Source organism: Enterococcus sp. C46 (assembly GCF_040887565.1).
GTDB classification, from domain to species: domain Bacteria; phylum Bacillota; class Bacilli; order Lactobacillales; family Enterococcaceae; genus Enterococcus_B; species Enterococcus_B lactis.
Map to the genome: position 1 here is coordinate 180,354 of NZ_JBFOGA010000002.1, position 23,885 is coordinate 204,238.

Consider the following 23,885-nt stretch of genomic DNA (forward strand, 5'->3'; position numbering starts at 1 on the left):
GTCAGAGAGAAGAGGGAAACATGAAGATTATACTAGCGTCCCAATCACCAAGAAGAAAAGAGTTATTGGCTCACATCGTTTCAGAATTCGAGATCGAACCTGCTGATATTGATGAAACGCCATTTCCAGACGAACTGCCAGTCGATTATGTACGCAGAATGGCTGAAGAAAAAGCACGAACTGTTTGGGAACAAAAAGAAAAGAAAGACAGCTTAGTGATTGCTAGCGACACGACTGTTGTTCTCAACCAGGAGATCATGGGTAAACCAGAAGATATGGCTGAGGCTGAAGTCATGTTGAAAAAATTAAGCGGGGAAACACATACTGTATACACAGCAGTTGTTTTAAAAACAAAGGAGCGAGAAGAACGAATACTAGCAGAAGCACATGTCACTTTTTATCCACTGACAGATGAAGAAATCAATCGTTACTTGGAGACGGGAGACTATGCGGATAAAGCAGGGGCATACGGCATCCAAAATGCTGCCAGTGTATTCGTCAAAGAAATTTCTGGAGATTACTACAGTATCGTAGGGTTTCCGATTGGTGCTGTCAATCAGGCACTGAAAACATTCAATTAAACAAAAAAAGCGGACTATCTGATTTTCGATTGAAATCCATGATAGCCCGTCTTTTTTATTGAAAAGATTACTTATCTACTCTGACTAAGATTTTACTTCAGCGTTACCGACTGCTTCGCCTGGGCGAACAAGTCCTGATTGGTCAAGGGATAGACCAGCAACTTTTTCGTTATTAGTTAAAGCAACAATAATGTCAGTTTTCTTACCAGCTTGTTCTATTTCTGGCAATTCCATTTCAGCAATCAGAGTTTCTGGTGTGACAAGATCTCCTTCTTTCACGAATACAGTGAAAGGAACGCCTTTTAGTTCAACGGTATCTAATCCCATGTGAACGAGTACTTCCAGCCCCTCATCAGAAAGAATACCAATGGCATGTTTTGTTTCAAAAACACTCGTCACTTTACCATTTACTGGTGCATAGACTTTGCCATTTGACGGTTCGACAGCATAACCGTCACCCATCATTTTTTGTGAGAAAACTGGGTCATTTACTTCAGTAATTTCCTTGATGTTCCCAGCAGCCACTGCGAATAATGTTTCTTTTGTTGCAACTGCCGTACCAGTTGCTGAAACAGGTTCAAAAGACTGTGGCATTGCTGTTGCACCATTCGCTGTTTGAAGCTGTACATCAGCAGCATTTTCAGGAACAGCAGGATCAATCTTATTCAAGATTCCCTGGCGTCTAAAGACGATCGTCAAGCCAAATGGAATGATGATAGCGATGATCATTGCGATGATGAAAGGTACCCATGTTTCTGCTTGGATAGCTAGTATTCCTGGTAACCCACCTACTCCGATCGCGTTTGCTCGAACATCCATCAAGTTGGCAAACATGCCAGCTAATCCAGAACCGACCATTGCTGCGACGAAAGGATAGACGTATTTCAAATTGATCCCGAACATAGCAGGTTCAGTTACGCCTAAGTAACAAGAAATCATTGCTGGAATCGAGATTTGTTCTTCTTTTTTGTTTCCACGATGCAAGAAGACGATGGCTAAGACTGCAGAGCCTTGGGCGATATTTGATAAAGCAATCATCGGCCATAAATTCGTTGATCCGAAATCTGCAATCAGCTGCATATCAATCGCATTGGTCATATGGTGGAGACCAGTAATTACTAAAGGTGCATACAGGAACCCGAATACAGCACTAAACAACCAGCTGATAGAAGACGTCAACCCGGTATTTACGATAGTTGAAATCCAGCTTCCGACTGTCCAACCGATAGGACCTAAAATAACGTGAGCAGCTAAAACAGTTGGTAACAATGAAAACAATGGAACAAAGATCATTGAAATCGACTGAGGGATATATTTGCGGAAGAAGATCTCTAGATACGCTAACATAAACCCTGCCAGCATAGCTGGAATAACTTGTGCTTGATAACCGATCATTTGGACTTGAGCAAAACCAAAATCCCAAAATGGAATATCTGCTGCAGCTGTGGAAGCTACACTATAAGCATTTAATAATTGCGGAGAAACTAATGTAATTCCTAAAACGATTCCTAATATTTGTGTAGTACCCATCTTTTTCGCAATACTCCAAGTGATACCTACTGGAAGAAAATGGAAAATTGCTTCACCTGGCAGCCATAAAAAGGCATTGACGCCATTCCAAAATTGCGAGTGTTCAACGATCGTTCCACCAAGACTTTCAAACTGGATACCTTCAAGTACATTTCTGAAACCAAGGATCAATCCGCCGACGATAATTGCAGGAATCAGTGGTGTAAAGATTTCTGCCAAGACGGCAATGGCGCGTTGTACGGGATGAAGGTTTTGTTTTGCTGCTGCTTTTCCTTGTTCTTTAGAAACCCCTTCAACTCCGGATACTGCAACGAAGTCGTTATAAAAAGTAGAAACATCATTTCCTATGATGACTTGGAACTGCCCAGCATTCGTGAACATCCCTTTCACACTAGGAATATCTTCGATTGCTTTTTGATCTGCTTTTCCAAGATCATTTAGGACAAAACGCATACGAGTTGCACAATGACTAACTGCAGCAATATTTTCTTTTCCGCCGATATCATGTAGCAGTTTCTCGGCATCTGCTTGATACTTTGCCATATCAATAAACCCCTTTCTTTTAACTTGTCTATGCAAGTTGCTTCTTTGTTTACTATACTTTTTTTCGGGAAGAATTGCAAGCGTTTTATCCAAAAACGTCCAGAAAAATGATATCGTTTTAAAAAGCATAAAATAAGCTTTTCGTAAAAAGAGGAACATTGAAATACAAAAAGAGCTGTAGTATAGTGAAGAAATGATGGAAGAACGAGTGAGGGAAAAAACATGAACAAGTTCAATGAAATTTTTTTAGATTTGGAACAGAAAATTTTAGCGAAAGAATATCCTCCGCATTCGCTTTTGCCTAGTGAGAACCAATTGATCAAAATCTACGGTGTTTCACGAGAAACAATTAGAAAAGCACTGAATCTTTTGACGACGGAAGGATATATTCAAAAAAAACAAGGAAAAGGGTCGATCGTACTAGATCGAAACCGCTTTGATTTTCCTATTTCTGGGCTGACAAGCTATAAAGAGCTACAGGAAACCCAACGTATTCCAAGTGAAACGATCGTTCATACGTTAGAAGAAACAGAAGTAACAAAATCACTGAATGAGATTACTGGCTGGGAGATTGGTGCACCTGTCTGGCATTTGATACGCGAAAGAAAAATCGATGGTGAAGTGGTTATATTAGATACTGATTATCTATTAAAGGAGATTGTTCCTCATTTAACCCCAGTACAAGCACAAGGGTCGATCTATGAATATTTTGAAAATGAGCTTTCTTTAACGATTGCTTACGCACAAAAGGAAATCACAGTAGAAGAAGTAACAGATATCATGAAAACAACGATGGATCTTCACGATGACACTTACGCAGTAGTCGTCAGAAGTCTTGTTCATTTGGAAGATACCCGCTGTTTTGAGTATTCTGAGTCGGTACACCGATTAGATAAATTCCGTTTCGTTGAGTTTGCCCGGCGCCGAAAAGTGTAAATGATTCGAAAGAAAGCAAATTGTTGGCATCTGTCTGCTTTGGCGCTATGATAGGAACACAAAGGGGGCATTTTTAATGGATAAACCAACAAGACCAGAAAAAGAAGAACTGAAAGAAAAATTATCACCGATGGCTTATGCAGTCACACAAGAAAATGCAACAGAACGTCCATTTACCGGAAAATACGATGATTTTTACGAAAAAGGGATCTACGTCGATATCGTCAGCGGCGAACCGTTATTTAGCTCTGCGGAAAAATATGACGCTGGTTGTGGCTGGCCATCATTCAGCAAACCAATAGCGAAAAGACAAGTACGTGAAAAAGCCGATTTTTCTCATGGCATGCATCGAATAGAAGTCCGAAGCAAAGAAGCAAACTCTCATCTCGGACATGTATTTACCGATGGCCCAGTAGATAAAGGCGGTCTGCGTTACTGCATCAATTCTGCCTCACTAAAATTCATTCCCTATGAAAAGATGGATGAACTCGGTTATGGCGAATACAAATCACTGGTAGAATAATGAAAATACAAAAAGAGCGGTACAATACGGGGATTCACTCGATCGTCCGCTCTTTTTTATTCAAGCGATTGCTATTTGAAAGAAACGCTCCCCAGACTCCTTTTTTCACAAGGTGAAATGTGCTACAATAAAGGGAACGTATGTGTGCAAAAGAAAGAGGACTAGAATATGTATGAATATCTGACAGGTGTGGTTACCTTTATCAACCCCTATTACATAGTAGTAGAAACCAATGGTATCGGCTACCAGATTGCACTAGGAAATCCTTACCGCTACAGCAGCAAACTAAATCAAAAAATAAAAATTTATGTCCATCAGGTGATCCGCGAAGATGCACATCTTTTGTATGGATTTGATTCTTTAGAAGAAAAACAACTGTTTTTGCGATTAGTCAGTGTTTCAGGAATCGGTCCAAAAAGTGCTCTTGCGATCATGGCAAGTGAAGACCACTCCGGTTTGATCCAAGCAGTGGAATCCAGTGATGTCACTTATTTGACAAAATTTCCAGGGGTAGGGAAGAAGACGGCGCAACAAATGATCTTGGATCTAAAAGGAAAATTTGGTGAGCTGAGTATCGATACGCCCTTCAGTCTATTCGATGAAGCAACTACAAAAGACGCTACCGCTCTATCTGAAGCAATGGAGGCTCTCTCAGCTCTTGGTTACAGTGATAGAGAAATCAAACGTGTAGAAAAACAATTAAAAGAAGTCGATAATCAGACAACGGATGAGTATTTACGCCAAGCACTCAAGCTGATGATGAAAAAATAAGGAGGAGACCAAATGACAGATGAATACTTGTTATCACCAGAAACTGGCGAAAATGAACTGAGTTTGGAAAAATCTCTTCGTCCGCAGTTGCTTTCTCAGTATATCGGGCAGAGAAAAGTCAAACAAGAGCTTCAGATCTACATCGAAGCTGCCAGAAATCGGGAAGAACCATTAGATCATGTTCTGTTGTATGGGCCTCCTGGATTAGGGAAAACGACGATGGCTATGGTCATTGCTAATGAGATGAACGTGAACATTCGTACGACAAGCGGCCCCGCTATCGAACGTCCGGGTGATTTAGTAGCGATCTTAAATGAACTGGAAGCAGGGGATGTCCTATTTATCGATGAGATCCATCGATTGCCTAGAGTAGTAGAAGAGATGCTTTATTCGGCCATGGAAGATTTTTATGTAGACATCATGGTAGGACAAGGACCAACCGCACATCCGGTCCATTTTCCTCTTCCTCCCTTTACTTTGATTGGGGCGACGACGCGAGCAGGTATGCTTTCTGCACCTTTACGCGATCGATTTGGCATCATTTCACATATGGAATATTATGACGAACAGGATCTGCAGGAGATCGTTTTACGTTCTTCGGATATTTTTCAAACAGAGATCATTGAAGAAGGGGCATTGGAAATTGCTCGCCGATCGCGAGGAACGCCTAGAATCGCGAATCGCTTACTCAAACGGGTTCGTGATTTTGCGCAAGTTCAAGGAGACGGGAAAATCGATCGTCCTATAGCAGATCAGGCTCTTACTTTGCTACAAGTCGATCAAGCTGGTTTGGATTATGTTGACCAGAAATTGTTACGGACGATGATCGAATTATATGGCGGCGGACCCGTAGGATTAAGCACGCTTTCCGTAAATATAGGAGAAGAACGAGAAACAGTCGAAGATATGTATGAACCGTACTTGATCCAAAAAGGATTTTTAAAGCGTACACCTAGAGGGCGAATGGCTACGGCTTATGCTTATGAACATTTCGGATACGACTATCATATGTGATTTTTGCTTTTAGATTGGAGGAAAATGAATGAGTGATACAACACGTACGAAACAATTGATCAAAAACGTATTGATTGATTTGTGCCAAACACAATCTTTTCGAAAAATCAGCGTCCAAAAAATCGCAAATGAAGCAAAAATCAATCGTCAAACATTTTATTATCATTTTACAGATAAATACGATTTGCTTCGTTGGGTCTATTGTGAGGATGCCTTGCATTATTTAGACCCGCAATGTCTTACTCTTGATAATTGGGAAGAGCAAGCATTGAAAATGCTGAAAGCAATTGCTGAAAAGAAAGAGTTTTACGCAAATACTGTGCTTTCTGACCAAGAAATTTTACAAAAAGAATTCTCTCAACTAATCCAAAAATCTTTTATCAAGATTTTTGAGCAAATGGATGAAGAAAGACAGCTTTCTGCAAAAGATAAACTATTTTATGCTCGTTTTTTTTCTTACGGTTGCAGCGGCGTGTTAGTCAATTGGATCACGAATGAATATGAAGAAACACCGATGGAAATCGCTATGCAGCTTTTCCGTTTAGCTAAGGATACGGAATTATACTCTTATCGTCTTTATGCAAAAGAAGAGTTGGAAGAACAGTAATAGAAATAATCTTTCGTTGAAAAAGCCATGATCGTTAAAAGGAGATGGGAAAATGACAAAAATTTTATTTGTTTGTTTGGGAAATATTTGCCGTTCACCAATGGCAGAAGGCTTGTTGAAGAAACGAGTAGCATCAGAAGGAAAGGAAGCAGAGTTTTTTGTGGATTCTGCTGCTACAAGTACGTATGAAGTTGGAAAGACACCGCACTCTGGAACGAAAAAAATATTAAACCAAGAAAATGTAGATATGACGAATATGGTTGCTCGTCAAATCACGCCCCACGATTTTGAAACTTTTGATTGGATCATTGGCATGGATCAAGAAAATGTAGAAGAACTGAAAAGAAGAGCACCACGCTCAGCACAGGAAAAAATCCATTTGTTTTTAAGTAGCATCCCTGGAAAAGAAAAAGAAAATGTTCCTGATCCATACTATACCAATAACTTTGATGAGACATATCAATTGATCACAGAAGGGTTAGATCATTGGTGGAACATTTGGATGGATGAAAATAAAATAACAAACAATTTCTAAGATTAGCGCTTTCTTTTTTTAGAGATGTTAGAGCATTTCCTTGTTTTTTTGTAAAATGTTAGGTAAAATAAGATTAATTAAGTAACACTTTCTTAGCTAAAGGAGGAGTGCATTCGATGAACGAAGAGACAGTATCACCAATGAAGAAGCTTACGAAGTTAGTTACTCATACCTCGTATCAACTTTTTGATTCTTTTGTAAATGACACTGAAGAACATGCTAAGAATGTACGATTGCAAGGAAAGTTTATTCTTGAGCTGCAAAAAGCTGCGACTGAACATAGTTTAGTTATCTTACAAGTAAGAGCGAATCGTTTGAGTAGCAAGTATGAAACGATCTCAGGTTGGGTGGCGACAAAAACGGTCGAAAAAGACCGAGTAATGATCCGCCTACAAAACGAAGAGCAGCAGATCCGCATGGTTCCCGTAGAACAAATTGAAAAAATAACAATCCTTTCGCCAGCAGGAGAACAGGAACGGTTATCAAAATAATTTATACCAGATAGAAAAGCACGTATGAGCTTGTACCATCAATCATTACTAATCAAAAATAACCGAATGCTTTAAGCGGATATCGATAAAACGAAACGTTTTACGATGAGTATCACAGCATGAGAGCATTCGGTTGATTAGTTGAATCGATTGTATGGGACAAATTTTTTTGATAAAAAAAGGTCCTGCTAGCCGGGGAGCTAGCAGGATAAGGAGTTAAAAATGAAAAAGTGTTGTTAGGGTTGTTTGTTGGTATGCTTATATAATAGTCATTAGTTGTGAATATTTTGTGACGAAAGTTTTCGAAAGTTGTTAAGTTTTTTTGCGAAATTTATTTTTATATCATGTATTTGTCTAAAATTTTATACTATAAAAAGATACGTTGTGCAATCAGCTACCCTTTGGTATTAGTGCAAAAAACGGTAAAATAGCTCCTTATATTTTGCTGTTTTGCTTTTCTAATACTTAAGCCAAGGCGCTGATTTCACAACCTTTTTTTACAAATCAAGCGATTCCCATGAGTCAAGAACTATCTTTTCTTCAAAAAGAAATAATAGGAATAGAAGCTTTGATAGTTGCGATAAAATAAAAATGGATAGATAAAATTCGAGAGAAACATGTATTGACGTAGCAGATGAAAGGGTCAGATTTGTTAGTGTATCAGGAGTGCCGTTAGAAGAACAAAAGGAGAGAGAAGATGGAATTATTAGAAAAAGAAACTGTTAGTTTATACTTAAGACATGATTGGACTCCATTCCATTATGTTTTTTTAAAAGAGGAAAAGTATAGTGGGATAAACAGTCATCAGGAAGCAGTTTTAGAATTTCTTAATTGCTCAAACAGGTTTCGAGAGTGTCTGCGTCTGATGTGGAGTGATAGAAATCCTATGAAAATAGATCATGAAGCATATGCTCGTAAATTTCATGAGCTTAACGAAGAAAAAATCAACTATACGGATATCCGATTTTTTGACAAGATGAAAGAGTACCCTATTTATGTGAATAAAGAAATGATGAAGGCGAAAAGAGTCACCCCTAAAGCATTATGGGCTGAGGATGGTATCTATCGGACTTCTTTTCTTAATGCACCTCAAGGAGCGGCAGGAACGGAAGAAGAATTTAACCAGTTGAATGATCGTCTTTTCCCAGATAAAGATCATCTGCACATTTACCTTTGGAATAATGAATTTACGAATTATTATAATAATGGTCGTTATTGGGATGGCGCTTATGTGTGGTCAGTGTATGACGAAAAAAGAAAGCGATTTACTGTTTTCGATGCTATATTGGTATTGGATTGAATTACTTCATAATAGTGAGATAGCGAGAATCTACATCTTTAAAATCCTCATGTAATGAAACGAGAGGTAGTAAAAATCGGAGGAGGACAAAATGAAACTTTTGAAGGAGGTAACAGATCAATTATACAAGAAGTATATTCTAGATTTAGATTATGTTATTTTATCTGTATCAGATTATCAAGGATTAGATAGCCATCAAGAAGCTGCAATCATATTACTGAAATATGTAAATAATGAATGGTATAAAGGTGTTAGAGGGACAAAAACTATACGTAAACCTACGCCGTTTGTAGAGTTCATATTCCAAAAATGGTTACAGCAAAAAATGAAAGGTAAACCATCGGGTATGACTTTTCGTGAATATTTTCGTGAGCGTCGGAGTTTAAAAAGAACTGTAGATAACTATTGGCGAACGGAAAAGCCGATAAAAATGAGATTAGTACATACCGACTGGATATCTTTTGATCATGTGGCTGGTTACCCAATTTATTTGAATAAAGAGCGAATGATTCCATCGCCCATCGATTTTGAAGAAATGCTTCAGCCAGAAAGTCTTTATGAAAAGGTTTTTTTTGAAACGCCTTATGGACTTTATGTAACAAAAGAAGAATATTTAGAGCTGAATAATTATTTGTTCCCTAATAAAAAGAACTTAGTAGCCTATAGCTGGAATGACAGTTGGTCTAGTTATTTCACACCTGGGAGAGGATGCCGTGGAGCGCATATGTGGACGATTTATGACTCTTTAGAAAAGAGGATGGTTGCCATTGGTACTTCAACGACGGATTAGTTTATATTTGTAAGAGTTAGCTAATATTACTGAATATAAAATGTATCAAAATAAAAAACCCGCGTTGCGGGTTTTTTGTAGACTGTAGACAAAGAAAAAAATTTCTTTGTTCTACAGTTTTTCTGTTACAATTAAAGAAAACGTTTGCTTTTAGAGGAGGAATGTATAATGATGTCCAAACAAACAATGGATAGTCGGATGGAAGAAGCCAAAATTTCGCTAGATGCACTTGTTCCTAAAAATCATTTGGTCCGTAAAATTGATAAATCATTGTCATTTGATTTTATTTATCCAGCTGTCTTCTTTTTATTGGCTTACTTTTTGAAATACTGTTATAACTTTCACAAATAACTTCTCAACCAAACTCTCATGCACTCTTTCCAAAAAAATATACGCTCTGACTTTCATAATCAATTGTCGTTAGTTGATCTAACAGTAATTTTCCTGTTTGTTCATGTCCAAATTGAGGAACTGTATTCAATAATAGATTATCACCTTGTCTAGGTTTTCTCACCATTTTTCATTACCTATAGCTTCACCTAAATTTTTGAATTACCATGTGATTTCTTTCGTCAGTGTAATTTTCAAATAACTGTTCAATCGTTAGCTCATTTTCTAAATTTACTACGAGTATTGTGCCCTGATTAATTTGATTTATTAATAAAATTTAGTTAATAGAGTGATAGAAAAAAGCTTCTTACAAACCGATTTCTCCCTTAAATCCTCATTATACAATGATTCTTTCTAATCGACTTGAGGAACTATATCCATTGGAATAGAATAAACTACATCAAATATACTGATAAATTTTCTTGATAGAAATATATTAGTGATGTTAGTATCATATCTTAAACATCTTTTCGTAAAGACAGAAATAAATTAAACTTATCTACGAGAAGATGTTGTAAACGGCCAAGTTAAAATGTAGAAAAGGGGGTGCGGACGTTTTCTTGCACCTTTATTCTATAAAATACCTAACTGTTTACGATAATCTATCGAGCTAAGTCCAACCAGCGAGCATTTGATTTGTTTCTGATTGTACCAAAGAATATACTCGTCTAACTCAGCGATGAATTGATCAATAGAGACCAATTTCCAATCATGACCATAAAAAAATTCATTTTTAAGACGACCCAAAAATCCTTCACAGGCTGAATTGTCTGGAGAATATTCTTTCTTTAACATTGAACGAATTAAATTGCCTTGTTTCATTCGTTCAATCCATCCTGGCCAGCGATAATGTGCTGCCCCACGATCAGAATGAACAATAGGAGAGTTCCCTGGACTCAAAGTAGCCACGGCGTTGTCTAACATAGAATTGACCATTTCAGCATTCGGTTTTGTACTTATAGTCCAACTGATAACCGCACCGTCAAAACAGTCGATTATAGGTGACAGATACACTTTTCCTGAAGGAATGTATTGTTTATTTTTCTCTGTAGATAATTTATTTCTAGCTAAGTAATATAATGAATAAAAAATAGAGATCAAAAACTTAAAAGTTTTTGACCCAATAAATTTTTCAAGCGACTCTATCTTGCACAGTCTAATTGACCTTTAATACAGTCTATATTTGTAGAGAATCAAAAAGCCCAACAAGGCATGCTCCGTTGACCTTTAAAAAAGTAACTTTCTGAACTAATTAATTGTGCTACTAAAAGAGCTGTGAAATGAGAAATAAAAAAGGGGGCAAAAACTTTTAAGTTTCTGACCCTTTTGATTTATTTCTTTTACTTACTTCTTAAAACTATCTAAAATCATTTTTTTTACTTAGATGTCGCTCATTTAATGTGAACCCAATAACAGCAACTAATAGCGCTATAACTGAAAGTATAACATCGTAAGAAGTTATATCATGAAATCTAAGTATAGGTGAAACTAATGTAACAAGACTGCACAAAAATATTCGTTCGCTCCTATGAGATTGCGGATCATACGTCATACTTTTCCATGTTACATTTACGATATTTTTGCGTAGCAAATATGTCCACAAAACAATCACTAATAGGATAGTTACGACAATTAGAATCCACGCAATCAAACCATAATACTTAATTTGCTGTATTAGAGAAGATGCTATTACCAAAAGAACATATAGTCCAATCAACCCTATATATCTCTTTTTCTTATTATTAGCCATCGCTAAACACCCTCTCTTTAAATGCACCGATTAATTAGGAAGCTTTCCAAGTTACATGATCTAAATACATATAAATTGCACCACCTGAAGGATGCGCCTGAACAGCTGTAATGGATTCTTTACAACGACTTCTAAAGCCATTGAAGCCAAGTCCTACAAAACCGCCAACAATACTACCAGGTATTCCACCTAGAGCGCTTGAAAAGATTGCTATTGCATCTCCAATTGCTCCCATTCCATAAGTTTTATTAAACATTGCAATTAAATTTTTACCATCTGCTGTTGATGTATATCTTATTTTAACACCAATATAGATAATTGACGAAGTATATCGAAGATTAGGACTGTTTGGATCAAGAATATGTTCATTTCCATTCTCGTCAATTCCTATAATTTCAAAATTTTGAAAATCATTTTGATCTAAAATAGAAGATGCTCCCAATGTTTGGTTCAATGTTACCGGTAATGTAGTTGAATTTGTAGTCGTAGCAGTGGATGTTGGAACCTCTGCCGCTGAAGCAGTTACAGTTGGAACAACTGTCGATCCAATAATAGAAACACCCAGTGTAGCAACAACAATTTTCGACACAGTTTTTAACATAAGTACACCTCTTCATTATATAATTTTTAACTAAATCTCAGGACTAGAAATTTCTTTTTCATTCCTCTTTTCACCTCAGTATTATCCTAAAAAATAGTATTTGATAAAGAATAAATATTTAATAAAATAGAACACAAGCTCAGAAAACAACCTAGTTTTTTAACAGATTATCTTTGCTTCTGATAAATTGTCGTTTAACCTATGTCTATTTAACTATCTCTTTTAACTCGTCAGGCATATCAGGTTCATAAGTCGCTAAAAAACAGCAATTTTGAATTGAATGACTGAAAATACTTAGTGCTAGAGTTGCTAAACATCCTAAAAGAACTCTATTCAACTTTAAAACTTTTACCAACACGATACCTCCTCTTTAATTCATTAAGTAATACCAATAAGTTACTGATAAAAACTCCCCAAACCATGAATACCGTTAGGTCTGTAAAAGGTGATAAAACACAAAGAATTAGAATATTGATAGTTGTTAAGAGAGGTTTTATGCGACTGTGATTTCCTACATCCTTACCAACGTATTTAGTATATGAAGGAGCAAACCGCCATGTCACAGCGATGAAAGTAATCGACACAATAACCAACCCCAATAAAGAGAACCTAAAATTCATCCAGTTTAAAAGAACAGCTGAGATAGGGAAACTAAAAATCCCAAAGAGAGTACATATCAAGCTGTTTTCAAAATGAAATCCATAGTTATTATGTCTCAAAATGCAAAAAGTAACATTAGATAAAAGCGTTTCCAAAAACACCCCGAAAATAATAGCACTTAGATATATGGCGAGCGCTTTAGATAAATTAACAATTAGAATTGTCAATCCATAATTAATTTTGAGAGAATCTTCTCTAGAGAATTCAAAATAGTTTACCATTTTTTTTAAAAGCAAATCAGATAATCTCTCTTCGATACTATTTCCCATTGGATTGCTCCTCTCTTACAAAAACAATGATAATACAGAAATTGAATCGACAACGAAACTTTCAAAAGAAACGTTTTTCATTTCATAAGTGTTAAGATAATGTTTTTTGCTTCTCTTTTAATTTAAATAGTAACCCTTTTAGATAACGTACTGATACATTACATTTTTGTCCATCAATCATTTGAATTAATTTTGTTTTAGTATTGACTACTTCAATATTGTTAATATTAACCACAGTAGACTGGTGACAACGATAAAATGCACTGTTGTAAGCAGAAATGTCCTTGATATTTGCATAAAATTCTAATTGCCGATTAAGCAAATGAACACTCAATTTATGAGCTACAGGTGTTGTTTCAAAAAATAAAATGTCATCTATTACAAGCTTGATGTCTGTGTAATTACTGCGTATCAGGATAAATTCTCGTTTATCAGGAGAAAACTTACTAATCCGATTAACGGTAGTATTTATTACTTCGATTATCTTTGGTTTAAGTTCCTCTTCACTCTTTTTCTGAATGAAGTCTAAAGCTTCAACTTTATGCAAAAAAGAAAGAAACGCCATCTCAGTATGGCTGGTGATGAAAACAATTTTTGCATGCGGATAACTTTCTCTTAACTGAGATGCTAAGATTATCCCATTCATTTCATGATTTAGTTCAATATCTAGTAAAAATAAATAATCATGTTGTTCCTGCGTTCTCCACTTTAGAATATCGTTTGGAAGATCAGTAGAAAGTTCTAATCGAGCATCTAAATCTACCATCATCAAATAATTCTTTACAATACGTTCAATTGATTGCCGTTGATCCTTATTATCCTCGCAAATAAATATCTTTAGCATTTGTATTCTCCTTCTTAATTAACAGTTAAAATTTGACAAAACTTATTGTCCTGAATAGATGTTTCTAGGGATAAATGGGCTTCGTGTGCAACAATAGAATCAAGGTTAGATAAACCCAAACCTCTATTCGATCCTTTTGTTGAATACCCTGAAACCTTCAACTGGTGAAGAGGTGGTAAATTTTCAGATACCGAGTTTGAGATAATAAAACTTACACTTCCCATATCTTTTAAAATGGCACATTCAATAAACCCTTCAGATTTCGCCATTCGGGTTGCTTCTACAGCATTATCTAAAATAATGCCAAGAGAGCGAACTAAAACTAATTCATCAACAGCAACAGAATCGACTTCATTAAAAACAAAAATTGATACCTTAGTTCTTTTTGTATCCACTGAATTGAGTTTAGATAAAAAAATGCTCTTTAAAGAAACTACCTTTAGATTTCCTAACTCCGATAGTTCTAATGAATTATCAAAAATTGTTTTTGATGTTTCCAAAATATTCTGTTTAAAGTATTTCGTAAGTTCTTCAAGATTACCTCGCTCGATATAATTTCCCATTGAAATTAACATATTCTTATAATCGTGTTTAAATGCTCGAAGGTCACTATACTTTTTTTCAATGTCAGTCGCATATTGTTTAAGATAGTGTAAATAATTCTCAATTTCCTTATTTTTATAATACTTTCTTGCACTGAAAACAAAAATTGAAGCAGAAAAAAGAGATAAAAGAGAATACACGATGACGAAGTAACTATTGATCATTTCCATTTCTCGTTGATTTGTAACATGGCGCTCCATCGTAATTACGATAAAGTGTATGAGAAACGTTCCTGTTGCAATTAATGAAATCATCGGCATGTACAAATCATTCTCAAACAAAGAAGTCGTATTTACAAGCTTTCTAAAAGCAAAAGAAAGTAATAAAGCTACAATAACCGTATAAAAAAATCGGGTATATTCTCCTACATTTACATTGAACATAGGATTGATAAATAAAGTTAGATAGTCAGAAAATATAACAATGAGAATTGCAGAACTACTTGAAATCAAAGATTTATGTATCGTTGATTTGGCAACAAAAAAGTTCATTGCAATTAAATAGACCCACAAAAGACCAGTTGCAAATAATTCGAACTGTAAGTACACAAGTGAAAAAATTACAGCACTAATCACACTTAAAACAATAAATTTTCTATTTTTTTCTCGAAGTATTCTAAAACTTAAACTACACATCAAAAAATATTGGACAGATAATAAGATAATAGTTATCAACACGATCCACCTTCCCTAACATAAAATATGCACCCATTTATTACTACCACTTTAAACAGTCAAAAAATAATAATATTATTTAACTCTATTGCATTTCTTTTCTTCACTTTTTCTATAAATATTCGTTTTCATTACAAATAATACAGTATATTTAATTATATTGCGACATAAATTAAATACACTGTAGTTTTTTTTAGGGATTATATTGTTATCTAATAGACTTACCATTTGGTCCTGTATAAGAGTACCAACCGATACCTTCATACTTTCATCCGTATTTCGTGATATTGTCACGTTCAGCGGCATTCAGCGTGTAGAAATGTTCGCCGTTGTAACGATTGTATAGACGATAAACTGGATCGTCACTTGTTGGAGCTTGCCAACCAATACCTTCGTAATTCCAACCAATTCTTCTTAGATTATCTCGTTCTCCAGTATCTTGAGTGTAGAAGTGTTCTCCGCTATTTGGATTATACATGCGATACATAGGTATTGTTCTTACTGCACTACGAGCAAACCGACTCATTTGATCTTGTTGTAACTCTTCTTTTGGTGCTTGAGTCGCTTCAGCTTCAGACTGTCCTTCTTTCACTGGCGCTTCTAATTTTACTTCTTCTCCATTTACAATTGCTGTTTGCTCTTCGCTAGAACTATTGCTAGTTACTGTTTGTTGCGTAGTGTCATAAGTTGCATTATTCCCTGCTTCTTCCGCGAGGGCATTTTGTGTAGGAATCGTCCAAGTTGATAAAATAGTTGCACAAATCAACACTGTCCATTTATTTTTCATTTGATTTAATCCTCCGTCTTTTCATTAAAAAATTATATGATCAGAACCTTAAAAAATAAAACCGCATTATCGCTTGCTTTTTTTAGTATATCTTCTATAACTGACTAAAAAGGCATGCATAACATGCCATCAGACTGTAGACAAACCTTGACACGAACCATTTCCAGCAAGAAGAATTGATCTTCGATGAACATTCGATCAGCTACCGAGGCATCACGTCCGATTACGCCAGTCCGAGCCGTTTCAGTAGAAAGAGAACCATAAGAGATCAGTTTACGAAAAGCCGGATGGTCATTGATCGAAAAGCGATAAGCACCATGATCCGTTGTTCCTGTCAAATATTCCCGCATCAATGCATGACTGGTCACATCTTGCGCGTATCTTTTTTGCAGACCTTGCGAGAAATTATAGGTACTAGTAGTAGAATCAATTCCCGAAGTGGCAAAAGCGGCCAATTCTTGTTGCAGGGCAGGATTATTGGAAGATAATTCATACAAGCTCGCATTCGTTTTGAGTAAGTCTGCAGTGGCGACGCCTAAGGAGGAACCTAATTGGTAAAAACTATAACCAAGTCCTGCTCCTAGGATAGCAGAAACTACTGTAGCAGAAGCAGGGAGGGAAACCAATGCAGAACTTAATGTAGCACCAACAGCAGAAAAAGGAGAGAGGAAAGAGGAGAAACTGACGCCACCGGTTAAAGGAACCAATGCTGCGTTGTGCGGATCTGGTTCTAGGGTAGTGACAGGGATACGAGAGATAGACGGGAGTTCAGGAACAACTTCGGTCGTCGCATGTTGTTCTGCTTTAATCGTATACGTTTCTTGGGCGTGCGTTTGGATAGGCGTGGCAGCAAATGGCAGAAGTGTCAACACAACAAAAAACAAATGAGTGAGTTTTTTCATGTTTTCTCTTTTCAAGAACACGTGCGGCTGATCGACAAGGGGGTCTTTTGCACCTCCGTTCATTCGTATTCGCTTACACATTTAATTATTCTTGAAAAAACAAAAGAATACAAGGCGTAATAGAAAAAATCAATTTAAAAAAATGTTTTTTATATTATTGGTGTTTCCTTCGTGTATTCTCATGGAAGATAGTAGTTATGTCAAATAATCGTTTGTTTTGGATGCATAATCGTTCGCGTAACTGATAAAGAAAAAGAAGGGAGGAATTTATTTGTTTTGGAATTAAAGTTATTTAATGTTTGCTTTTTTATTATGTAAAAATAACTTTATTTATAAAAAAGAGGTTGTGACTGAAGTGGTCAGCTTCAAGAAATAAGAAGGAATTGACGAAAATTGCTTCTCAAATTTTTGTAAAATATCGGCTTATTTTTCGAAGAAGCTACTTCTGGAACACCGTTTATTCGGAAAAAAAGGTCTGTGACAAGACTTTTGTCACAGACCTTTTGCTTTTTATTGATCCTGCGATTACTCGTCGCAATTTTTGTGAGAGCTTTTTCGCAAACTCTTTCTTAAAAAGTGTTCAAGAGACAATCTCTTTTATCAATCCGCTACTTCTTCTTTCTTAGCGAAACTCCAAATCAGTCCGATAACAAAACCGATAACTGCTGGTACGATCCACCCCATCCCCAATTTGAAAAACGGCAAGTAGCTTTCCGCAACATGTAAAAGATTTTGAACGATAGGGGTTTGCTTGATAGATTCTGGGCAGGCATTCAACCCATCAAAAATCGAAGCAATCAACGTAAAATAGGTAGTCATCCGATAAACAGCTGTACGCTGCTTAAACAAAGGACCAACCAACACTAACAGAATCAATGTCATTGCTAATGGATAGATGAACATCAAAACAGGCAATGAAAATTGAATGATATTCGTCAAGCCAACATTTGCCGCTAAACAGGGAAGGATACTGGCAAGTGCAACAAAAAAGGCGTAATTTCTTTGCGGGAACAAATCTGTGAATGTTTCTGCAAAAGCTGTAATCAAACCAATACCAGTCTTCAAACAAGCTAATATAACGATGAATGCTAATAAGATACTACCATAAGTGCCTAAATAATGATCAGCAATCTGAGCCAGCGTGATTCCGCCATTTTCACTTAGAGCAAAGCTACCTAAGCTCATAGCACCTAAATAAGCGAGCAAAGTATAAATGATTCCCATCAATATAATGCTGATCGCACCAGATTTGATCGTGTCTTTAGCAATTTCAGCAGGTTTTGTTACACCCATGTTTTGGATCGTCGTAACGATGATGATTCCAAATGCTAAAGCAGCAAGCGCATCTAATGTGTTATATCCTTGAGTAAATCCTGTGAAAAAAGCATGGTCTTGGTAATTTGGCTGAATAGGCGCTTGATTGACAGAGCCTAGTGGATTCAAAAAAGCAAGGAGAAGCAATGCCCCTAATAAAGCCAAAAATGCAGGATTCAGGAATTTTCCAACATAATCTAATATCTTTGTCGGTTTTCTTGAAAACCACCAAGCCAGCACAAAAAATACAATACTGAAAATTGCTAGATATAGCGTCTGTCTGCTAGGATCGATAAATGGTGCTAAACCAATCTCGAAAGATGTGGTTGCAAGGCGAGGTAAAGCAAAAAACGGTCCGATAACTAAGTAAAGCAAGATGGTAAAAACCATCGCATATGTTTGATTTATCCGTTTTGCTAATTCATATACACCTGAGCTTTTCGATACACCAATGGCAATCACTCCTAAGAAGGGAAGACCGATACCGGTAACCAAGAAACCTAGATTCGCCCAAAAGGTAGCAGCACCTGCTTCTTGACCCAAATGAACGGGAAAGATAAGATTTCCAGCACCAAAAAATAGACCGAAAAGCATGGAGCCTATAAAAAGATAGTCTTTAAATGATAATTTTTTTGTCATACATAACTCCTTTACGGTTTTTTTAAAAGTAACAAAATTTCGAAAAATATGCAACAATTTTCAGAAAATTTCCTATATAAAACGATGGTTATTTAATAACACAAGTGATAAAATAAAAGCGCTGAATCATCTGAGGAGGAAACATCGTGACAAAGTCGAGATTAGAAGCATTTACTGATGGAGTAGTGGCCATCGTTTTGACAGTTCTTGTATTAGACATCAAGATTCCTGATCCATCTGGTATCCATTCTTTATGGGCCATCCGAAATACATTATTAGCTTATGCAATCAGTTTTATATTTGTTGCGGTAATCTGGGTGAACCATCATCGTATATTACAGATGGCAGAACGCATCAATTACCGAGTGGTCTGGTCGAATATCTTTTGGCTCTTCTGGCTGACTTTATGTCCTTCCGTTACTAGTTGGGTCGGGCGTAACCCTGAAGCTTTTTGGCCTGAGATGGCTTATGTCTTAGTATACACGATGTGGAGTTTTTCTTTTGGTATATTGATGAGGCAAATCATGAAAGCAAATAAACCAGATTCCCATGTCGTGAGAGTTTTGTCAAAGGACCATCGAAGTTTTATCTCCATGTTTATTAACTTATGTTTGATTGCCGGTATCTTTTTTGTACCGATGATTGGGTTATTCGGACGTTTTTTCGTATCTGGTATTTGGATTTTTTCCTATAAAAAAGCAGATGCCTATTATAAGCGGTTGTTTCCGGGGAAATAAAAAGAGCTGTGACAAAAATATTGTCACAGCCCTTTTTCCGAATAAACGGTGTTCTCCTGCCACCTCCTCGGTCACAAGTCACAATATTCAACAAACATGAGAAGCTGTTTTTTTGAAATTGATCCTTGTGACTCATAGTGAAACGGCAGGCTCACAACCTCTTTCTTACTTCTTACGTTCATATTTCATATGATAGATCAGTAAGAGAAGCAAGAACCACACAGGTGTCAGTAATAAAGCGATTCTCGTATCTTTTCCTAGGAACAAGACGACACACACAAAGGCCATATAAAGAAAGACCAAATAATTACTCAATGGGTACAGCGGCATTTTAAATGAATGAGCTTTTTTGCCGATGATACTTTTACGATATTTCATATGCGTGTAGACAAGCATACTCCAAATAAACAAGAAACAAGTAGTGGCAATACTGCTTACGAGTGTGAATACTTCACTAGGCATCACGTAATTCAAGATAACCGAAATGAAAATGACGATCGTAGAAAATGTCAAAGCATTCCCTGGAACATGATGTGTTGTTAACTTTTTGAATTTTTTAGGAGCACTTCCTTCTTGTGCTAAAGAACGAAGCATACGTCCTGTACTGTATATGGCGCTGTTGCAGGCAGAAGCTGCTGCACTTAATACGACTAGATTGATCAAGGATGCAGCAATCGTGATCCCAATTTCCGAAAATACCTCTACAAATGGACTATTATCTGGATTCAAGCTATTCCATGGATAGATGGCCATAATGACAAAAAGAGAGCCTAAGTAAAATAAGATGATCCGGATAGGAATATTATTGATAGCTTCCGGCAATACTTTTTCAGGATTTTCTGTTTCCCCAGCGACTAATCCAACTAATTCGATCCCAGCAAAAGCAAAGGTCACCATTTGGAAAGCCAAGATGAATCCTTTAGCACCAGTCGGAAAGAATCCGCCATGAGACCATAGATTCGTGATGCTGGCTGTGCCAATATCTGTCGTATAGTGGGTGAGGATCATATAAGCACCTACGAGGATAAAGGCAATGATCGCTACAACCTTGATCAAGGCAAACCAAAACTCTAACTCACCAAACAATGATACAGCCACCATATTCAAGCAAAGAAGAAGACCTAATGCAATCAGTTCAGGAAGCCACTGAGGAACACCAGGTGCCCAGTAGCGTACATACATCCCAATGGCTGTTAAATCTGCCATTGCAATCGATACCCAGCAGAACCAATACGTCCAACCAGTGATGAAAGCCGCTTTTTTGCCAAGATATTCTGCAACAAAATCCAGAAAAGAATGGTTATTAGTGTTTGATAACAGAAGTTCGCCTAACGCACGCATAATGAAAAAACAGATACATCCAGTGATGAGATAGGCGAGCAATATCGAAGGGCCAGCTAGCTGGATAGACTTTCCGGAGCCTAAAAACAGCCCCGTTCCAATCGCTCCGCCAATAGAAATCAGTTGGACATGTCTATTTTTCAGTCCACGCTGCAGTTCTTGCTCTTCATTCATTTTTAAATCATCCTAACTAAAAAAGTTTATATTACTTCCATATTAAGAGAGTTTTCTGAAAAACACAACTAAGATTCCAAAATTTTCAGAAATTTACTATTTATGAGTAGGCGCAAAAAAAGAACTGCGGTAAACACCGCAGCTCTCTGTCCCAATCAGCGATTGATCCTAAGCATTTAAAATACGTGAAAGGAATTCTTTTGTACGTTCTTCTTTCGGATGGACAAAGATATCTTCTGGTGTACCTTCTTCTGCAATCACACCTTTATCCATAAAAATGACACGGTCAGATACATCTTTTGCAAATTCCATCTCATGCGTCACGATAAGCATCGTCAAGCCAGTATGTGCTAAGTCTTTGATCGTATTAAGCACTTCACCAACCATTTCAGGGTCTAACGCCGAAGTAGGTTCATCGAATAACAATACATCTGGATTCATCGATAATGCCCGAGCAATTGCGACACGCTGCTTCTGCCCGCCAGACAATTGTGCTGGTTTAGCTTCGACATAACGATCCATACCAACTTTTTCCAGATTTTCGATTGCTACTTTTTTGGCAGTTTCTTTATCTCGTTTCAGGACAGTTGTTTGTCCAGACATACAGTTTTCCAAGACGTTCATATTATTGAAGAGATTGAAGGATTGGAAAACCATACCTAGATTTGTTCGATATTTAGGTAAATTATATTTAGGAGCTAATACATTTTCTCCATTATAAATGATCTCGCCGCCTGTTGGTTTTTCTAGCAAATTGATACAGCGCAAGAAAGTAGATTTACCAGAACCAGAAGAACCGATGATCGTCACAACTTCACCTTTGTTGACTGTCACGCTGATATCTTTCAATACTTCATTTTCACCGAAGCTTTTTCTTAGATGGTTGATTTCAATAATTTTTTCACTCATGATTCTTCCTCCTTATTCCTGCAAATTTGAATTGTCGATTTCTTCAAGCTTTGTGTAAGCAGAAGGTCCATCGATTTTCTTTTCTACCGCACGCAGGATTCTGGTGATCGTAAAGGTCATGACTAAGTAGATGATCCCGACGATCGTAAATGTTTGGAAGAATTGGAAATTCGCACCGGAAGCAGAGTTCCCCTGGAAGAACAAGTCAGCTACGCCGATTACACTTAAAACGGCTGTATCTTTGATATTGATAACAAATTCATTCCCCGTTGCCGGCAAAATATTCCGTAAAACTTGTGGAATAACAACTTTTCTCATCGTTTGGCCATGGGTCATACCAATGGCTTGCGCAGCTTCGAACTGTCCTTCATCTACTGCAAAAATTCCCCCACGGACGATTTCTGTCATGTAAGCTCCAGTATTGAGAGAGACGATAAACAAAGCGGCAATCGTTCGATTCAACGAAATACCAAAAGCGAGTGCCAGGCCGTAGAAGATGACCATTGCTTGTACCATCATCGGTGTTCCGCGGAATATTTCGACATAGATAGATAGAAGTGCATTTCCGATTTTTTGGAAGAAGCGAGTCAGTGCATTTCCTGATTCAGGTACCGAACGGAAGACACCAATCAGTAATCCAAGTGTGGTACCGACAACTGTCCCGATCAATGCGATGAACAAGGTAAGTCCAGCACCTCGTAAGAACATATTGCCGTATTGTTTCCAAATCGTAGTGAAGTCAGAAATGATGCCGGGTTTTTCTTCACTATCAGTTGCAGCAGGCTGATCTTTGACTGCTTGGTCCATGATTTTTGTTCGTTCATCGTTAGAGATGCCAGAAAGAATCTGGTTTACTTTTTGGATATCTGGGTCGCCTTTACGCATACCAACAGAAATCTGAACATCTTCCGGGTTTGTCTGGAAGCCATCTGCACCACTGAATTCGAGCATTTCCAAGTCTTTGTTCACACTAGTTGCCGTTACACCTTCCGGACGTTCGCTGACATAACCATCGATCATCCCAGAAGCTAACGCTGTTCTCATGGCTGAGAAATTATCCATTGCTTGTTGTTTCTGCACATCCGGTATCTGATCGATCACAGTATAATGGAAGGTATTTAACTGAGCAGTAATCTTTGCTCCAGAAAGATCTGCTAAACTTTTTGCTTTTGCGTATTTGCCATCTTTCTGGACTACTACTACTAATTGTGATTCATAATATGGATCGGTAAAATCAATTTCTTTTCGTCGTTCAGCAGTAGGGCTCATTCCGGCGATGATCGCATCGATCTTGCCTGATTGAAGGGCAGGAGCCAGACCATCCCATTTTGTTTGGACGATGACTAATTTTTTCCCTAAACCATCTGCTACTTTTTTAGCGATTTGAACATCATAACCGCCGGCGTAACTATTTTGGCCTTGGATTGGCAAGGCGTTATTCTCGTCTGTTTGTTGAGACCAGTTGAAGGGTGCATACCCAGCCTCCATACCTACGCGAAACTCATCGCTCGGTGTTTTTTCATCTGCATTTGCCAGAGATCCCACACTGAATAGTGAGAAGACAAAAGCAAATAGTACGGCAACTGAAACCATATTTTTTTTCATTTTTTTCTCCCTTTCTGATTATATGATACACGAGCGGTCTAGATGAAATGCGGTAAAGCTTTATC

Annotated in this window: 23 protein-coding genes and 3 pseudogenes; 12 read left to right on the forward strand and 14 right to left on the reverse strand. The window is 37.2% G+C overall.

The window, feature by feature from the left end; genetic code table 11:
* Positions 1-20: 20 nt before the first annotated feature.
* Positions 21-581, forward strand: coding sequence for a nucleoside triphosphate pyrophosphatase (locus AB3I27_RS04075; RefSeq protein ID WP_002290524.1), 561 nt, complete (start codon positions 21-23; stop codon positions 579-581).
* 84 nt (positions 582-665) lie between these two features.
* Here AB3I27_RS04075 and treP read toward each other — a convergent pair whose 3' ends face one another.
* The gene (treP, locus tag AB3I27_RS04080) at positions 666-2,654 is read right to left on the reverse strand and encodes a PTS system trehalose-specific EIIBC component (protein ID WP_002329741.1); all 1,989 of its coding nucleotides are present in this window, start codon (positions 2,652-2,654) and stop codon (positions 666-668) included.
* Positions 2,655-2,876: 222 nt separating this feature from the next.
* Between treP and treR the strand changes: the two genes are divergently transcribed.
* From treR to AB3I27_RS04130, 10 genes are all read left to right on the forward strand, one after another.
* Positions 2,877-3,590, forward strand: coding sequence for a trehalose operon repressor (gene treR, locus AB3I27_RS04085; protein WP_002309789.1), 714 nt, complete (start codon positions 2,877-2,879; stop codon positions 3,588-3,590).
* A 76-nt stretch (positions 3,591-3,666) separates the two neighbouring features.
* A complete protein-coding gene (gene msrB, locus AB3I27_RS04090; protein ID WP_002309788.1) occupies positions 3,667-4,113 on the forward strand; it encodes a peptide-methionine (R)-S-oxide reductase MsrB in 447 nt (148 codons plus the stop codon).
* A 168-nt stretch (positions 4,114-4,281) separates the two neighbouring features.
* The gene (ruvA, locus tag AB3I27_RS04095; RefSeq protein ID WP_002309787.1) at positions 4,282-4,884 is read left to right on the forward strand and encodes a Holliday junction branch migration protein RuvA; all 603 of its coding nucleotides are present in this window, start codon (positions 4,282-4,284) and stop codon (positions 4,882-4,884) included.
* A 12-nt stretch (positions 4,885-4,896) separates the two neighbouring features.
* Positions 4,897-5,898 (forward strand): Holliday junction branch migration DNA helicase RuvB, encoded by a 1,002-nt coding sequence (ruvB, locus tag AB3I27_RS04100; RefSeq protein WP_002309786.1) that lies wholly within the window; start codon positions 4,897-4,899, stop codon positions 5,896-5,898.
* Positions 5,899-5,926: 28 nt separating this feature from the next.
* Positions 5,927-6,505 carry a TetR/AcrR family transcriptional regulator gene (locus AB3I27_RS04105; RefSeq protein WP_002290530.1) on the forward strand — a complete coding sequence of 193 codons (579 nt, stop codon included), beginning with the start codon at positions 5,927-5,929 and terminating at the stop codon, positions 6,503-6,505.
* Positions 6,506-6,557: 52 nt separating this feature from the next.
* Positions 6,558-7,040 (forward strand): low molecular weight protein-tyrosine-phosphatase, encoded by a 483-nt coding sequence (locus AB3I27_RS04110; protein WP_002344732.1) that lies wholly within the window; start codon positions 6,558-6,560, stop codon positions 7,038-7,040.
* A gap of 116 nt (positions 7,041-7,156) precedes the next feature.
* Positions 7,157-7,531: a hypothetical protein gene (locus AB3I27_RS04115; protein ID WP_002289815.1), complete on the forward strand. Its 375-nt coding sequence runs from the start codon at positions 7,157-7,159 to the stop codon at positions 7,529-7,531.
* Between the two features lie 697 nt (positions 7,532-8,228).
* Complete coding sequence (locus tag AB3I27_RS04120) at positions 8,229-8,831, forward strand: hypothetical protein (RefSeq protein ID WP_235042683.1); 603 nt, start codon at positions 8,229-8,231, stop codon at positions 8,829-8,831.
* A gap of 91 nt (positions 8,832-8,922) precedes the next feature.
* Positions 8,923-9,621 carry a hypothetical protein gene (locus AB3I27_RS04125; protein ID WP_047929630.1) on the forward strand — a complete coding sequence of 233 codons (699 nt, stop codon included), beginning with the start codon at positions 8,923-8,925 and terminating at the stop codon, positions 9,619-9,621.
* Positions 9,622-9,789: 168 nt separating this feature from the next.
* On the forward strand, positions 9,790-9,972 hold the full coding sequence (locus AB3I27_RS04130) for a hypothetical protein (protein WP_047929631.1): 183 nt from the start codon (positions 9,790-9,792) through the stop codon (positions 9,970-9,972).
* On the opposite strand, the pseudogene AB3I27_RS04135 reads toward AB3I27_RS04130, so the two are convergent.
* The 10 genes and pseudogenes from AB3I27_RS04135 to brnQ all read right to left on the reverse strand — a co-directional run bounded on the left by AB3I27_RS04135 (position 9,928) and on the right by brnQ (position 19,054).
* Positions 9,928-10,138 (reverse strand): annotated as a pseudogene (locus AB3I27_RS04135) (hypothetical protein). The gene AB3I27_RS04130 and the pseudogene AB3I27_RS04135 overlap by 45 nt on opposite strands.
* A 446-nt stretch (positions 10,139-10,584) precedes the next feature.
* Positions 10,585-11,040 (reverse strand): annotated as a pseudogene (locus tag AB3I27_RS04140) (transposase); the annotation flags it as partial.
* A 755-nt stretch (positions 11,041-11,795) separates the two neighbouring features.
* Positions 11,796-12,362 carry a hypothetical protein gene (locus AB3I27_RS04145; RefSeq protein WP_002309782.1) on the reverse strand — a complete coding sequence of 189 codons (567 nt, stop codon included), beginning with the start codon at positions 12,360-12,362 and terminating at the stop codon, positions 11,796-11,798.
* A 205-nt stretch (positions 12,363-12,567) separates the two neighbouring features.
* Positions 12,568-12,720 carry a cyclic lactone autoinducer peptide gene (locus tag AB3I27_RS04150; RefSeq protein WP_002335130.1) on the reverse strand — a complete coding sequence of 51 codons (153 nt, stop codon included), beginning with the start codon at positions 12,718-12,720 and terminating at the stop codon, positions 12,568-12,570.
* Positions 12,692-13,291 carry an accessory gene regulator B family protein gene (locus AB3I27_RS04155; RefSeq protein WP_087063734.1) on the reverse strand — a complete coding sequence of 200 codons (600 nt, stop codon included), beginning with the start codon at positions 13,289-13,291 and terminating at the stop codon, positions 12,692-12,694. The genes AB3I27_RS04150 and AB3I27_RS04155 overlap by 29 nt, the downstream gene beginning before the upstream one ends.
* A gap of 91 nt (positions 13,292-13,382) precedes the next feature.
* The gene (locus AB3I27_RS04160; protein ID WP_235042684.1) at positions 13,383-14,135 is read right to left on the reverse strand and encodes a LytTR family DNA-binding domain-containing protein; all 753 of its coding nucleotides are present in this window, start codon (positions 14,133-14,135) and stop codon (positions 13,383-13,385) included.
* Positions 14,136-14,149: 14 nt separating this feature from the next.
* Positions 14,150-15,415 carry a GHKL domain-containing protein gene (locus tag AB3I27_RS04165; protein ID WP_321533503.1) on the reverse strand — a complete coding sequence of 422 codons (1,266 nt, stop codon included), beginning with the start codon at positions 15,413-15,415 and terminating at the stop codon, positions 14,150-14,152.
* A gap of 268 nt (positions 15,416-15,683) precedes the next feature.
* Positions 15,684-16,199 (reverse strand): annotated as a pseudogene (locus tag AB3I27_RS04170) (hypothetical protein); the annotation flags it as partial.
* Positions 16,200-16,303: 104 nt separating this feature from the next.
* Entirely contained in the window at positions 16,304-17,164 is an 861-nt protein-coding gene (locus AB3I27_RS04175) for a hypothetical protein (RefSeq protein ID WP_065763814.1), read from the reverse strand.
* A gap of 537 nt (positions 17,165-17,701) precedes the next feature.
* Positions 17,702-19,054 (reverse strand): branched-chain amino acid transport system II carrier protein, encoded by a 1,353-nt coding sequence (brnQ, locus tag AB3I27_RS04180; protein ID WP_002344727.1) that lies wholly within the window; start codon positions 19,052-19,054, stop codon positions 17,702-17,704.
* 146 nt (positions 19,055-19,200) lie between these two features.
* Here brnQ and AB3I27_RS04185 point away from each other — a divergent pair, with 146 nt between their 5' ends.
* Positions 19,201-19,791, forward strand: coding sequence for a TMEM175 family protein (locus AB3I27_RS04185; RefSeq protein ID WP_368022911.1), 591 nt, complete (start codon positions 19,201-19,203; stop codon positions 19,789-19,791).
* Positions 19,792-19,956: 165 nt separating this feature from the next.
* On the opposite strand, the gene AB3I27_RS04190 is transcribed toward AB3I27_RS04185, so the two are convergent.
* The 3 genes from AB3I27_RS04190 to AB3I27_RS04200 form a co-directional block, all read right to left on the reverse strand.
* Positions 19,957-21,306, reverse strand: coding sequence for an amino acid permease (locus tag AB3I27_RS04190; protein WP_002293445.1), 1,350 nt, complete (start codon positions 21,304-21,306; stop codon positions 19,957-19,959).
* Between the two features lie 168 nt (positions 21,307-21,474).
* Complete coding sequence (locus AB3I27_RS04195; RefSeq protein WP_002293446.1) at positions 21,475-22,215, reverse strand: amino acid ABC transporter ATP-binding protein; 741 nt, start codon at positions 22,213-22,215, stop codon at positions 21,475-21,477.
* Between the two features lie 12 nt (positions 22,216-22,227).
* Entirely contained in the window at positions 22,228-23,820 is a 1,593-nt protein-coding gene (locus AB3I27_RS04200) for an ABC transporter permease subunit (protein ID WP_002293447.1), read from the reverse strand.
* Positions 23,821-23,885 lie beyond the last annotated feature (65 nt).

What these genes read in the sequence shown, in the direction of transcription:
- AB3I27_RS04110 (WP_002344732.1), top strand. Translation starts at nt 6,558, where the DNA reads ATGACAAAAATTTTATTTGTTTGTTTGGGAAATATTTGCCGTTCACCA.
- treP (WP_002329741.1), bottom strand. Translation starts at nt 2,654, where the DNA reads ATGGCAAAGTATCAAGCAGATGCCGAGAAACTGCTACATGATATCGGC.
- AB3I27_RS04120 (WP_235042683.1), top strand. Translation starts at nt 8,229, where the DNA reads ATGGAATTATTAGAAAAAGAAACTGTTAGTTTATACTTAAGACATGAT.
- AB3I27_RS04160 (WP_235042684.1), bottom strand. Translation starts at nt 14,135, where the DNA reads ATGCTAAAGATATTTATTTGCGAGGATAATAAGGATCAACGGCAATCA.
- brnQ (WP_002344727.1), bottom strand. Translation starts at nt 19,054, where the DNA reads ATGACAAAAAAATTATCATTTAAAGACTATCTTTTTATAGGCTCCATG.
- AB3I27_RS04145 (WP_002309782.1), bottom strand. Translation starts at nt 12,362, where the DNA reads ATGTTAAAAACTGTGTCGAAAATTGTTGTTGCTACACTGGGTGTTTCT.
- AB3I27_RS04115 (WP_002289815.1), top strand. Translation starts at nt 7,157, where the DNA reads ATGAACGAAGAGACAGTATCACCAATGAAGAAGCTTACGAAGTTAGTT.
- msrB (WP_002309788.1), top strand. Translation starts at nt 3,667, where the DNA reads ATGGATAAACCAACAAGACCAGAAAAAGAAGAACTGAAAGAAAAATTA.
- treR (WP_002309789.1), top strand. Translation starts at nt 2,877, where the DNA reads ATGAACAAGTTCAATGAAATTTTTTTAGATTTGGAACAGAAAATTTTA.
- AB3I27_RS04130 (WP_047929631.1), top strand. Translation starts at nt 9,790, where the DNA reads ATGATGTCCAAACAAACAATGGATAGTCGGATGGAAGAAGCCAAAATT.
- AB3I27_RS04075 (WP_002290524.1), top strand. Translation starts at nt 21, where the DNA reads ATGAAGATTATACTAGCGTCCCAATCACCAAGAAGAAAAGAGTTATTG.
- AB3I27_RS04155 (WP_087063734.1), bottom strand. Translation starts at nt 13,291, where the DNA reads ATGGGAAATAGTATCGAAGAGAGATTATCTGATTTGCTTTTAAAAAAA.
- AB3I27_RS04125 (WP_047929630.1), top strand. Translation starts at nt 8,923, where the DNA reads ATGAAACTTTTGAAGGAGGTAACAGATCAATTATACAAGAAGTATATT.
- ruvB (WP_002309786.1), top strand. Translation starts at nt 4,897, where the DNA reads ATGACAGATGAATACTTGTTATCACCAGAAACTGGCGAAAATGAACTG.
- ruvA (WP_002309787.1), top strand. Translation starts at nt 4,282, where the DNA reads ATGTATGAATATCTGACAGGTGTGGTTACCTTTATCAACCCCTATTAC.
- AB3I27_RS04190 (WP_002293445.1), bottom strand. Translation starts at nt 21,306, where the DNA reads ATGAATGAAGAGCAAGAACTGCAGCGTGGACTGAAAAATAGACATGTC.
- AB3I27_RS04195 (WP_002293446.1), bottom strand. Translation starts at nt 22,215, where the DNA reads ATGAGTGAAAAAATTATTGAAATCAACCATCTAAGAAAAAGCTTCGGT.
- AB3I27_RS04105 (WP_002290530.1), top strand. Translation starts at nt 5,927, where the DNA reads ATGAGTGATACAACACGTACGAAACAATTGATCAAAAACGTATTGATT.
- AB3I27_RS04200 (WP_002293447.1), bottom strand. Translation starts at nt 23,820, where the DNA reads ATGAAAAAAAATATGGTTTCAGTTGCCGTACTATTTGCTTTTGTCTTC.
- AB3I27_RS04175 (WP_065763814.1), bottom strand. Translation starts at nt 17,164, where the DNA reads ATGAACGGAGGTGCAAAAGACCCCCTTGTCGATCAGCCGCACGTGTTC.